The sequence below is a fragment of the Pseudomonas sp. B20(2017) genome, from assembly GCF_002113125.1.
Lineage (GTDB): Bacteria > Pseudomonadota > Gammaproteobacteria > Pseudomonadales > Pseudomonadaceae > Aquipseudomonas.
Genome location: NZ_NEJP01000004.1, coordinates 342,730 through 355,577, shown reverse-complemented (window position 1 = coordinate 355,577; position 12,848 = coordinate 342,730). Strand labels below are relative to the sequence as shown.

The 12,848-nt window shown below is 61.1% G+C and carries 8 protein-coding genes; 2 read left to right on the top strand and 6 right to left on the bottom strand.

Going from position 1 to position 12,848, the window contains the following annotated elements:
• Nucleotides 1-284: 284 nt before the first annotated feature.
• Nucleotides 285-668 (bottom strand): type II toxin-antitoxin system PemK/MazF family toxin, encoded by a 384-nt coding sequence (locus CAF63_RS08585; RefSeq protein ID WP_085683973.1) that lies wholly within the window; start codon nt 666-668, stop codon nt 285-287.
• Nucleotides 669-879: 211 nt separating this feature from the next.
• Between CAF63_RS08585 and CAF63_RS08580 the strand changes: the two genes are divergently transcribed.
• Nucleotides 880-1,317, top strand: a complete 438-nt coding sequence (locus CAF63_RS08580) for an excinuclease (protein ID WP_085683974.1) — start codon at nt 880-882, stop codon at nt 1,315-1,317.
• Here CAF63_RS08580 and CAF63_RS08575 read toward each other — a convergent pair whose 3' ends face one another.
• Complete coding sequence (locus CAF63_RS08575) at nt 1,318-2,214, bottom strand: LysR family transcriptional regulator (protein ID WP_085683975.1); 897 nt, start codon at nt 2,212-2,214, stop codon at nt 1,318-1,320.
• A gap of 118 nt (nt 2,215-2,332) precedes the next feature.
• On the opposite strand from CAF63_RS08575, the gene CAF63_RS08570 reads away from it, so the two are divergent.
• Entirely contained in the window at nt 2,333-3,607 is a 1,275-nt protein-coding gene (locus CAF63_RS08570; protein ID WP_085683976.1) for an MFS transporter, read from the top strand.
• A 55-nt stretch (nt 3,608-3,662) separates the two neighbouring features.
• On the opposite strand, the gene hemE is transcribed toward CAF63_RS08570, so the two are convergent.
• From hemE to CAF63_RS08545, 4 genes are all read right to left on the bottom strand, one after another.
• On the bottom strand, nt 3,663-4,730 hold the full coding sequence (gene hemE / locus CAF63_RS08565) for a uroporphyrinogen decarboxylase (protein ID WP_007952372.1): 1,068 nt from the start codon (nt 4,728-4,730) through the stop codon (nt 3,663-3,665).
• A 253-nt stretch (nt 4,731-4,983) separates the two neighbouring features.
• Nucleotides 4,984-6,402 carry an FAD-dependent oxidoreductase gene (locus tag CAF63_RS08560; RefSeq protein WP_007909438.1) on the bottom strand — a complete coding sequence of 473 codons (1,419 nt, stop codon included), beginning with the start codon at nt 6,400-6,402 and terminating at the stop codon, nt 4,984-4,986.
• A gap of 33 nt (nt 6,403-6,435) precedes the next feature.
• Nucleotides 6,436-10,881 carry a glutamate synthase large subunit gene (gene gltB, locus CAF63_RS08555; RefSeq protein WP_085683977.1) on the bottom strand — a complete coding sequence of 1,482 codons (4,446 nt, stop codon included), beginning with the start codon at nt 10,879-10,881 and terminating at the stop codon, nt 6,436-6,438.
• A gap of 349 nt (nt 10,882-11,230) precedes the next feature.
• Nucleotides 11,231-12,838, bottom strand: coding sequence for an AAA family ATPase (locus tag CAF63_RS08545; RefSeq protein ID WP_085683978.1), 1,608 nt, complete (start codon nt 12,836-12,838; stop codon nt 11,231-11,233).
• Between the last annotated feature and the right edge of the window lie 10 nt (nt 12,839-12,848).

Sequence of the window (12,848 nt, the reverse complement as noted above, 5' to 3'; positions counted from 1 at the left end):
ACTGATGGGCTGAAGAGCCTTTTTCAGCACAAAAACAAACGCCCCGAATAAGTCGGGGCGTTTGGTCTAAGGCCTGTCAGTGTGTTTTCACACAGTCTGTTTCGGCGCCCTTTCACGAACAGGTTGGCTTGTCATCGCCTGTCACCTGTCTGGCTCTGCGATGGCTGGTTGCCCAGGATCCTCAGAGTCTCACAAGCCCCTTTCGGGAACGCCGGCAGTATTGCCTGAAACCTCCTGTCGAGCAACGGCTGGCATTTGGCTTCGATGCGCCACTTCCGTTGCCATCACAGTCCCAACGCCCGTCTGACTGCGGTTTTGATGGCGTGAAATTCGTCTGTTGCAAGATGTGAGATCATGTAGATGCGTTTGCCTTGCCGATCCCGGCTTTTGATCCGATCAAGCCGCGAAAGGCTGACCGTGGCAATCATGTCGCACTTTGCCCAACAGGTCGGAGTGGCTCCCTGAAGGTGACTTGCAAGTTCAAGATGGTGCCCAAGCAAGCAATCAGGGGCGGTGGTACTCAACGGCACTACTGTTACCAGCAAGCTGTTGGTTCGATGTTTACGTATCACAACAACAGGTCTGACTTTAACCATCTCGGGGATTTCATAACCCCTGAAATCGCAAATCAAAACGCTGCCCTCCTTAGGCTGATATCGAAGTGGCATCCATGACACTCGTTTGAAAAAGAACTGATTTTGCGCAACAACGGCCATATTCCCTACGACAGTTCCGTTACTCGAAATGTACGGAGTCGAGCCAACCAAACCTGTTCACCACAACTACACTCGCTCAAACAGGCCGACACACTTCGCCTGCCGGAACGGCGAGCTCGAACGGTCAAGTACTCGCGGTTCTCTCACAGTCAAGGAGACAACCATGCAAGCGAAAGCCCTGATCACCGCTGCCCTTCTCGGCCTACTGCCCAGCGCCAGCCACGCCACCAATCTGATGTACATGCCGTTCGAAACCGTCGTGTCGGATGCGATTCGCGCCGGGCGGCTGGATGGCAGTGTGAAGTTTTACCTGATCGGCAATGGACCTCAGGGGACTCAGCGGATGTTGCAACGCGGTGTGGTCAGCGATCTGAAGACCAACGGCCTCAACAAGAGCGATCACGACTCCTGCGAGTGGGTGTTGCAGTCGAATCTGATTGCGCTGCAAGCCGAGGCCAAGCGTGTCGGGGCGAATGCGGTAACCAACATCGTCAGCTACTACGACCAGCATGTGCGCAAGGATTTGAACACTTACGAATGTCGGGCCGGCATCTTTGTCACGCGGGTGGCGTTGAAGGGTGATCTGGTACGGCTGCCTTGATCAACCGACTTCGGCCTTGCGCGTGAGCAGTTCGACAAACGCCTTGGCCATCGGCGATTTCTGTTCCTTGCGCTGCACCAGCCACACCGCCGTCACGGCCTCGGGATCAAGCAGTGGTCGGTAGCCCACGCCGTCGATGCGCATCCGCTGATACGACGCCGGCATCACTGAAACGCCCAAACCGGCTGCCACCAGACCGATGATGGTCATTGCTTCGCCGGCCTCCTGGGCGAAGTGGGGGCTGAACCCAGCGTCACGGGCCAGACTGATCAACTGCGAATAGAGACCGCTGCCGTAGCTGCGCGGAAAAAACACAAACGGTTCGAGGGCCAGCGCCGAGAGGAACAGCCCCTCTTCAGAGCCCTGTGCCAGCGGATGTTTGGAGCTGAGCACCGCGACCAATGGCTCGCGCATCAGTTCGACTACGCTCAGCGAATCCGGCAGGCCCAGCGGGCGCATGATGCCGACCTCGATCGATTCGTCCACCAACGCGTCGGCCACCATGGTGCTGCTCATCTCGCGCAGGTTCAGGTGCACAGCCGGGAAGCGCTGGCGGAAGGAAAAAATTGCCTGGGGAATGGTCGAGTTGAACGGCGCCGAAGAGGTGAAACCGATCTTCAACTCTCCCAGCTCGCCGAGTTGTGCACGGCGGGCCACGTCGGCCGCTTTATCGACTTGCGCCAGCACAAGCCGCGCCTCTTCCAGAAACAGTCGCCCGGCCTCGCTGAGCTCGACCCGACGATTGGTACGCTCGAAAAGCCGCGCGCCGACTTCCTGTTCCAGCGCCTGGATCTGCTGGCTCAGCGGTGGCTGGGAGATGCCCAGCACCTGTGCAGCACGGCCGAAGTGCAGTTCTTCGGCAACGGCAATGAAGTAGCGCAGATGACGCAATTCCATGGGCACCCCATTAGGTCGTGAAAGCTATCAAACAGGTCGAACAATATATTGGATAGAAACATTAGCCAGCTATATGATTTTTTCATTGCCTGCCTGCCCGCACCCTCCGAGGTCTGATGTGAAAACCGCCGTCGCTCCACTGGCCCATGAAGTCCCGCCCGCTGCGGCGGACGATGTGCTGACCGAACTGCAAGAGATCTACATCGAGAAAGGCACGCCCGCGTTCATGCGCACGGTACTTGCGCTGTTCAGCGGCGGCTTCGCCACCTTCGCCCTGCTGTACTGCGTGCAGCCGATGATGCCGCTGCTGTCCCACGAATATTCGATCAACGCGGCGCAGAGCAGCCTGATCCTGTCGGTGGCCACCGGCATGCTGGCGTTCGGTCTGCTGATCACTGGCCCGATTTCCGATCGGGTCGGGCGCAAACCGGTGATGGTTGCCGCGCTGTTTGCCGCGGCGCTGTGCACCATCGCCAGTTCAATGATGCCGAGCTGGCACGGCGTATTGATCATGCGCGCGCTGATAGGACTGTCATTGAGCGGTCTGGCAGCGGTCGCAATGACTTATCTCAGCGAGGAAATCCATCCGCAGCACATCGGTCTGGCGATGGGTTTGTACATCGGCGGCAACGCGATTGGCGGCATGAGCGGGCGGTTGATCACCGGTGTGCTGATCGACTTCGTCAGTTGGCACACGGCGATGATGGTGATCGGTGGTCTGGCGCTGATCGCGGCGGCGGTGTTCTGGAAGATCCTGCCGGAGTCGCGCAACTTCCGCTCCCGCTCGCTGCACCCGCGCAGCCTGCTCGACGGTTTCACCATGCACTTTCGCGATGCCGGCCTGCCGCTGCTGTTCCTTGAGGCGTTCGTGCTGATGGGCGCGTTTGTCACCCTGTTCAACTACATCGGTTACCGCCTGCTGGCCGAGCCGTACCACATGGATCAAGTGTTCGTGGGTCTGTTGTCGGTGGTGTACCTGTCGGGCATCTACAGCTCGGCAAAAATCGGTTCGCTGGCCGACAAACTGGGCCGCCGCAAAGTGCTGTGGGCCATCATCGCCCTGATGTTCGCCGGCCTCGCCCTGACGATGTTCACACCGCTGCCGCTGGTGATCATCGGCATGCTGGTCTTCACCTTCGGCTTCTTCGGCGCCCACTCGGTGGCCAGCAGCTGGATCGGCCGCCGGGCGCTCAAGGCCAAGGGCCAGGCGTCGTCGTTGTACCTGTTCAGCTATTACGCCGGGTCGAGCATCGCCGGGACGGCAGGCGGAGTGTTCTGGCACCTTGGCGGCTGGAACGGGATTGGTTTGTTCATCGGCGCGCTGTTGCTGGTGGCGCTGTTGGTGGCGTTGAAGCTTGCGAAGTTACCGCCGCTGGGCGGCGTCAAAGCCTGATTCACGCCCATAAAAAACGCCCGGCATAAGCCGGGCGTTTTTTATGGGGCAAAGATCACTCGTGATACTGCGCCGACAACTCGTGCACCGCTCGCAGGAACGCGCCCGCATGTTCAGGATCAACTTCCGGCGTGATGCCGTGGCCGAGGTTGAACACGTGGCCGCTGCCCTTGCCGTAGCTGGCGAGGATGCGCCCGACTTCAGTGCGGATCGCTTCAGGTTTGGCGTAGAGCACGGTCGGGTCCATGTTGCCTTGCAGCGCGACCTTGTCACCGACGCGGGCACGGGCGTTGCCGATGTCGCAGGTCCAGTCCAGGCCCAATGCGTCGGCGCCAGCGTCGGCGATGCTTTCCAGCCACAGGCCGCCGTTCTTGGTGAACAGAATCACCGGTACTTTGCGACCGTCGTGCTCGCGGATCAGGCCGCTGACGATTTTCTTCATGTAGGCCAGGGAGAATTCCTGATACGCCGCCGCCGACAGGTTGCCGCCCCAGGTATCGAAGATCTGCACCGCTTGGGCGCCTGCCTGGATCTGGCCGTTCAGGTACGACGTCACCGATTGCGCCAGCTTGTCGAGCAGCAGGTGCATGGCTTGCGGGTTGTCGTAGAGCATCGCCTTGGTCTTGCGGAAGTCTTTCGACGAGCCGCCTTCGACCATGTAGGTGGCGAGGGTCCACGGGCTGCCGGAGAAACCGATCAGCGGCACGCGGCCGTTCAGTTCGCGGCGGATGGTGCTGACCGCGTCCATCACGTAGCCGAGGTCTTTGTGCGGATCCGGGATCGGCAGGGCTTCGATGTCGGCCAGGGTGCTGACGACTTTCTTGAAGCGCGGACCTTCACCGGTCTCGAAGTACAGGCCCTGGCCCATGGCATCGGGAATGGTGAGGATGTCGGAGAACAGGATCGCCGCGTCCAGTTGCGGATAGCGGTCGAGGGGTTGCAGCGTGACTTCGCAGGCGAATTCCGGATTCATGCACAGGCTCATGAAATCACCGGCCTGGGCGCGACTGGCGCGGTATTCCGGCAGGTAGCGGCCGGCCTGGCGCATCATCCACACAGGGGTGACGTCTACGGGTTGCTTGAGCAGGGCGCGGAGGAAACGGTCGTTCTTCAGGGCAGTCATGTCGGCATCCGGAAAAAAAGTGCGGGCATTTTCTCAGAGCGCGACGCAAAAGGCACGGATGCAGGTCAGCCTTTTGTCTATCGGGTCAATTTGTCGCAATAAATACGGGGCATCAGCAACAGCGAGAAACAACTGTGGGAGCGAGCTTGCTCGCGAATAGGCCTGTACATCCAACATTGAAGTTGACTGACAGGCCGCTTTCGCGAGCAAGCTCGCTCCCACAGGGTTATTGCTTTTGGCTCGGGATCCGGGGTTAGACGCCCAGGTAATCCAGGATCCCTTCAGCCGCATTGCGGCCTTCGAAGATCGCCGTCACCACCAGGTCGGAACCGCGCACCATGTCGCCACCGGCGAAGATTTTCGGGTTGCTGGTCTGGTGCTTGTACTGACCTTGCTCGGGCGCAACGACGCGGCCCTGGCTGTCGGTCTGGATCTCGAACTGTTCGAACCACGGCGCCGGGCTCGGGCGGAAACCGAACGCGATGACCACGGCGTCGGCCGGGATGATCTCTTCGGAGCCCGGGATCGGTTCGGGGCTGCGACGGCCACGGGCGTCCGGCTCGCCGAGACGGGTCTCGACCACTTTCACGCCTTCGACCTTGTCCTCGCCAACGATGGCGATCGGCTGACGGTTGTAGAGGAATTTCACGCCCTCTTCCTTGGCGTTCTTCACCTCTTTGCGCGAGCCGGGCATGTTCGCTTCGTCACGACGATAGGCGCAGGTCACCGACTTGGCGCCCTGGCGGATCGACGTACGGTTGCAGTCCATCGCCGTGTCGCCGCCGCCCAGCACCACGACCTTCTTGCCTTTCATGTCGACGAAATCTTCCGGCGACTTTTCAAAGCCCAGGTTGCGGTTGACGTTGGCAATCAGGAAGTCCAGCGCGTCATACACGCCTGGCAGATCTTCACCGGCAAAACCGCCCTTCATGTAGGTGTAGGTACCCATGCCCATGAACACGGCATCGTATTCGGCGAGCAGTTGCTCCATGGTCACGTCCTTGCCGACCTCGGTGTTGAGGCGGAACTCGATGCCCATGCCGGTGAAAACTTCGCGGCGATTGCTCAGCACGGTCTTCTCAAGCTTGAACTCGGGGATGCCGAAGGTCAGCAGACCGCCGATTTCCGGGTTCTTGTCGAACACCACCGGGGTCACGCCGCCGCGCACCAGCACGTCGGCACAACCCAGGCCCGCCGGGCCTGCACCGATGATCGCGACACGCTTGCCGGTCGGCTTGACCTTGGACATGTCCGGGCGCCAGCCCATGGCGAACGCGGTGTCGGTGATGTACTTCTCGACCGAACCGATGGTCACCGCGCCAAAACCGTCGTTAAGGGTGCAGGCACCCTCGCACAGACGATCCTGCGGGCACACCCGGCCGCAGACTTCCGGCAGGGTGTTGGTCTGGTGCGACAGCTCGGCGGCCTGGAGGATGTTGCCCTCGGCCACCAGCTTCAGCCAGTTGGGAATGAAGTTGTGCACCGGGCACTTCCATTCGCAGTAAGGGTTGCCGCAACCCAGGCAGCGGTGGGCCTGGTCGGCCGACTGCTGGGGTTTGAACGGTTCGTAGATTTCCACGAACTCTTTCTTGCGTTGACGCAACAGTTTCTTCTTCGGATCCTTGCGCCCGACATCGATGAACTGGAAGTCGTTATTCAGACGTTCAGCCATTGTTAAAACCTCATCAAACTCTTCAGGCGCATATCACTGCGGGTTGGCACGGGTGCTGGAAAGCAACGACTTCAGGTTGGCAGCCTTCGGCTTGACCAGCCAGAAACGACGCAGGTAGTCATCGAGGTTCTCGGCGAGTTCACGACCCCACTCGCTGTCGGTTTCCGCGACGTACTCGTTCAGCACGTTCTGCAGGTGGCTGCGATAGGCTTCCATCGCCTCGCCGCTGATCCGCTGGATTTCCACCAGTTCGTGGTTGACCCGGTCAACGAAGGTGTTGTCCTGGTCGAGCACGTAGGCGAAACCGCCGGTCATGCCGGAGCCGAAGTTGTAACCGGTCTTGCCCAGAACGCAGACAAAACCACCGGTCATGTACTCACAGCAGTGATCGCCGGTGCCTTCCACGACCGTGTGGGCACCGGAGTTGCGCACGGCGAAACGCTCGCCTGCGGTGCCGGCGGCGAACAGCTTGCCGCCCGTGGCGCCGTACAGGCAGGTGTTGCCGATGATGGCGCTTTCTTGAGTCTTATAAACGCTGCCCTTCGGCGGCACGATGGTCAGCTTGCCACCGGTCATGCCTTTGCCGACGTAGTCGTTGGCGTCGCCTTCCAGGTACATGTTCAGACCGCCGGCGTTCCACACCCCGAAGCTCTGACCTGCAGTGCCCTTGAATCGAAAGGTGATCGGCGCTTTCGCCATGCCCTGATTGCCATGCTTGCGCGCGATTTCGCCGGAGATCCGTGCGCCGATCGAACGGTCGCAGTTGCAGATATCCAGATCGAACTCGGCGCCGCTGAGGTCGTTGATCGCCGACGTCGCCATCTCGACCATTTTCTCGGCCAGCAGGCCCTGGTCGAATGGCGGGTTGCGCTCGACGCCGCAGAACTGAGGCTTGTCCGCCGGGATGTGATCGCTGCCCAGCAGCGGGGTCAGATCCAGGTGATGCTGCTTGGCGGTCTGGCCTTCGAGGACTTCCAGCAGATCGGTACGGCCGATCAGCTCCTCGAGGGAACGCACGCCCAGCTTGGCCAGCCACTCACGGGTTTCTTCGGCGACGTAGGTGAAGAAGTTCACCACCATGTCGACGGTGCCGATGTAGTGATCCTTGCGCAACTTCTCGTTCTGGGTCGCGACGCCGGTGGCGCAGTTGTTCAGGTGGCAGATACGCAGGTATTTGCAGCCCAGCGCGATCATCGGCGCGGTGCCGAAGCCAAAGCTCTCGGCGCCGAGAATCGCTGCCTTGATCACGTCGAGACCGGTTTTCAGGCCGCCGTCGGTCTGGACCCGGACCTTGCCGCGCAGGTCGTTCCCGCGCAGGGTCTGGTGGGTTTCGGCAAGGCCGAGTTCCCACGGCGCACCGGCGTATTTGATCGAAGTCAGCGGCGAGGCACCGGTGCCGCCGTCGTAGCCGGAGATGGTGATCAAGTCCGCATAGGCCTTGGCCACACCGGCGGCGATGGTGCCGACGCCCGCTTCAGCCACAAGCTTCACCGAAACCAGTGCCTTCGGGTTGACCTGTTTCAGGTCGAAGATCAGCTGCGACAAGTCTTCGATCGAATAGATGTCGTGGTGCGGCGGTGGCGAAATCAGGGTCACGCCCGGCACTGCGTAACGCAGTTTGGCGATCAGCCCGTTCACTTTACCGCCCGGCAGTTGCCCGCCCTCGCCCGGCTTGGCGCCTTGGGCGACCTTGATCTGCAGCACTTCGGCGTTGACCAGGTATTCCGGGGTCACCCCGAAACGGCCGGTCGCAACCTGCTTGATTTTCGAGCTCTTGATGGTGCCGTAGCGCGCCGGGTCTTCGCCGCCTTCGCCGGAGTTGGAACGCGCACCGAGGCGGTTCATGGCTTCGGCCAGGGCTTCGTGAGCTTCCGGCGACAGGGCGCCCAGCGAGATACCCGCGGAGTCGAAGCGCTTGAGCACCGATTCCAGCGGCTCGACTTCACTGATGTCCAGCGGCGTGTCGAGGGTCTTGACCTTGAACAGGTCGCGGATCATCGACACCGGACGATTGTCCACCAGCGAGGTGTATTCCTTGAATTTGGCGTAGTCGCCCTGCTGCACGGCGGCTTGCAGGGTGTTGACCACGTCCGGGTTGTACGCGTGATATTCGCCACCGTGGACGAACTTCAGCAGACCGCCCTGCTGGATCGGCTTGCGCGGACTCCAGGCTTCGGTGGCCAGTGCTTTCTGCTCGGCTTCGATGTCGACGAAACGCGCACCCTTGATGCGGCTCGGCACGCCACGGAAGCTCAGCTCGCAAACTTCCTCGGACAGACCGATGGCTTCAAACAGCTGCGCACCGCGATAGGATGCGATGGTCGAGATGCCCATCTTCGACAGGATCTTCAACAGACCTTTGGTGATGCCTTTGCGGTAGTTCTTGAACACCTCGTAGAGGTCGCCCAGCACTTCACCGGTACGGATCAGGTCGCCCAGCACTTCGTAGGCCAGGAACGGATAGACCGCCGAGGCGCCGAAGCCGATCAGCACCGCAAAGTGGTGCGGATCCCGTGCGGTGGCGGTTTCAACCAGGATGTTGGAGTCGCAGCGCAGGCCTTTTTCGGTCAGGCGGTGGTGTACCGCGCCGGTGGCCAGCGAAGCGTGGATCGGCAGTTTGCCCGGAGCGATATGGCGGTCGCTCAGTACGATCTGGGTACGACCGGCACGCACGGCTTCTTCAGCCTGATCGGCGACGTTGCGGATCGCCGCTTCGAGGCCGACGCTTTCGTCGTAGTTGAGGTCAATGATCTGCCGCTCGAAACCCGGGCGGTCGAGGTTCATCAGCGAACGCCACTTGGCCGGGGAAATGACCGGAGAGCTGAGGATCACGCGCGAAGCGTGTTCCGGCGATTCCTGGAAAATATTGCGCTCGGCACCGAGGCAGATTTCCAGCGACATCACGATCGCTTCACGCAGCGGGTCGATCGGCGGGTTGGTCACCTGCGCGAACTGCTGACGGAAATAGTCGTACGGCGTACGCACGCGCTGGGACAGCACGGCCATCGGCGTGTCGTCGCCCATCGAGCCGACAGCTTCGTAGCCTTGCTCGCCGAGCGGACGCAGTACCTGATCGCGCTCTTCGAACGTGACCTGATACATCTTCATGTACTGCTTGAGCTGATCGACGTCGTAGAAAGCCGAACCGTGGTCGTTGTCTTCCATGGTCGCCTGGATGCGCAGGGCATTCTTGCGCAGCCATTGCTTGTACGGATGACGGGATTTGAGACGGTTGTCGATCGCGTCGGTGTCGAGGATCTGACCGGTTTCGGTGTCCACGGCGAAGATCTGGCCCGGGCCGACACGGCCTTTGGCAATCACGTCTTCAGGCTTGTAGTCCCACACGCCGATTTCCGACGCGAGGGTGATGAAACCGTTCTTGGTGGTGACCCAGCGCGCCGGGCGCAGACCGTTACGGTCGAGCAGGCACACCGCGTAGCGACCGTCGGTCATTACCACGCCGGCCGGGCCGTCCCACGGCTCCATGTGCATCGAGTTGTACTCGTAGAACGCACGCAGATCCGGGTCCATGGTTTCGACGTTCTGCCACGCTGGCGGAATGATCATCCGCACGCCACGGAACAGGTCGATGCCGCCGGTGACCATCAGTTCGAGCATGTTGTCCATGCTCGAGGAGTCGGAACCGACACGGTTGACCAGCGGGCCGAGTTCTTCCAGATCCATCAGATCGTTGGTGAACTTGGTGCGACGGGCCTGGGCCCAGTTGCGGTTGCCGGTGATGGTGTTGATCTCGCCGTTGTGGGCGAGGAAGCGGAATGGCTGGGCCAGCGGCCATTTCGGCAAGGTGTTGGTGGAGAAGCGCTGGTGGAACACGCAGATCGCGGTTTGCAGGCGCTGGTCACCCAGGTCCGGATAGAACGCGGCCAGGTCGGCCGGCATCATCAGGCCTTTATAGATGATGGTCTTGTGGGAAAAGCTGCAGATGTAGTGGTCGGTGTCGGCGGCGTTGGCCACGGACGAGCGACGACGGGCGCTGAACAGCTTGACCGCCATGTCCTGATCGCTCAGGCCTTCGCCACCGATGTACACCTGCTCGATCTGCGGCAGGCGCTCAAGGGCCAGGCGGCCGAGGACGCTGGTGTCGATCGGTACTTTGCGCCAGCCGATCAGTTGGAGGCCTTCGGCCAGGATCTCGCGGTTCATGTTCTCGCGAGCGGCTTCGGCCTTGGCCGGATCCTGATTGAAGAAGACCATGCCCACGGCATATTGCTTGGGCAGCTCGACGCTGAAGGTTTCCTGGGCAATGGCACGCAGGAACGCGTCGGGCTTTTGAATCAGCAGACCGCAACCGTCACCGGTCTTGCCGTCGGCATTAATCCCACCGCGGTGGGTCATGCAGGTCAGGGCCTCGATGGCCGTTTGCAAAAGGGTATGACTGGGCTCGCCCTGCATATGGGCTATCAGGCCGAAACCGCAGTTATCCTTGAATTCATCTGGTTGGTACAGACCTGCTTTCATAGACACTTTCTCACCAGGCTGCCTCTTGTCGAGGCAAATTTCTTTTCAATTCAACCACTTGCTTGCCGCGCCGAACGTACGCCGGCTTTGCGGGGGCAAAAGGGTGGTCATTGTACACAGCGACACAGAGGCTCACAAATTTGACGACGAAATGTCGCAAATTCATGTCGCATTTGTGAAAGGTTTAAAGCGATCTGCTGTGCTAGTCAAAACTTTTTTAATTTTGACCGCAACGACTCAAAGACTACTGTGACGCAGACACCACAAGGCACGCGACCTGAAAGGAAGCGCGCACTTGTAGAAATTTTGAGGTGCTTGGAGAGGCGGCCTGGGTAAGGCCGCCGAATCTTCAGCGAGTTGTTGCCAGTTCCTGTTGGACGCTGGCGACAGTGCGAGGCCAAGGTTTACCAGCCTGAACCTTCGCTGGCAAGGCCTTGATGGCAGAAACGGCTGCATCACGATTGGCGAAGTTGCCGTAGGTGATCACGTAGAGAGGCTTGCCGTTGAGGACTTTCTTGAAATAACGGTACTCGCCGCCCTGCTCCTTGACGAAGTTTTGCGCGGTCGCTTCGGAGCTGGTGCCGAGGATCTGCACCACGTAGTTGCTGGTCGGCTGACCGGCGTACCAGCTGCCACCGGCAGCCTTGGCGACGGTGACCGGCTTCTCGGCAGGTTTCGCGGCGGCAACAGGCTTGGCAGGTGCCGGAGCGGGTTTCGCTGCTGGAGCTGCCGGAGCAGGCGCAGGCTTGGCGGTAGCGACCTGGGTCGGCGCCGGGGTCGGCTTCGCTGCCGGAACTGGAACCGGAACCGGGGTCGGCGCTGGGCCGGCCTGAACGCCCGCCGGGGGCGCGGTGGTGGTCACGGTCGGTGGCGTGTTGCTGGAGCCTTCAACCGGCACGCCGTCGTCGCCTTCAGTGATACCACCCGCCGCTTCAGCCAGCGGACCGCGCATCACCGGTTGCGAGTTGCCGACCAGCGGCAGCGGCATCGGCTGTGTATTGCCGTTGAATTCGACGGACGGTGCGCCACCCGCCTGCGGCGTGCCCTGGCCCAATGGCAGCTGTGCCTGCTCATTGGCCGGTGCACCGGTGGTCGGTGCCTTGTTGCGACCCGGCATCAGCCAGGCGGCAGCGACCGCGACCACAACGACGGCGGAAATCGCCAATACGTGTTTCTTCGGCATGTTGAACCCCATACTTGGACGCTTGACCGCAGAGCGGCTGGCAATCATGACTTCGATCAGAGCATCGCGAGCGACCTGGTTGATGTTGCCCGGCCAACCCTCGGAGCTTTCGTGAATATCAGAGATCTGATCCGCGGTGAAAAGTTCGACACCCCGGCCGGCGCCTTCGAGCCGCTGGTCGAGATACTCGCGGGTTTCTTCTTCGGTGTACGGCTGCAATTCGATGACGTGGAAGCGCTCTTCCTCGAGGTGCAAGGCCTCGAGCTGCGCGATCAGCGACGACTCACCGAACAGGAACACGTGCGGGCGGCCTTCCGGCGCACCCGCGCCCAGTGCCATCAGGGCTTCAAGCGCGGACTCGTCGAGCTGCTCGGCATCGTCCACCAGCAGATAGACTTCTTGACCGGTCAGCGCGAGCTGCACGACCTGATCAAGGATCGCCCCGACTTCGGCCTGGGTCACGTCCAGCGCCTGGGCGATCTGGCGCAGCACACCGGCTGCATCGCCGGCGCCACGGGCGGAAACGACGACGCTCTGCACCGATTGCTTGTTGGTGCTGGCCACCAGCGCCTGACGCAGCAGGGTCTTGCCGCTGCCCTGCGGGCCGGTGACCACCAGCAGCAACTGGCTGTAACGCGCCAGATGGTGCAGCTGACCCAGCACCGGCTTGCGCTGGGCCGGGAAGAATTTGAAGCCCGGCACCCGCGGCGCGAAAGGGTCGTGACTTAACTGGAAATGGCCGAGGAACGCCTCGTCGGCATGCAAACTAGTCATCGGAATCTTA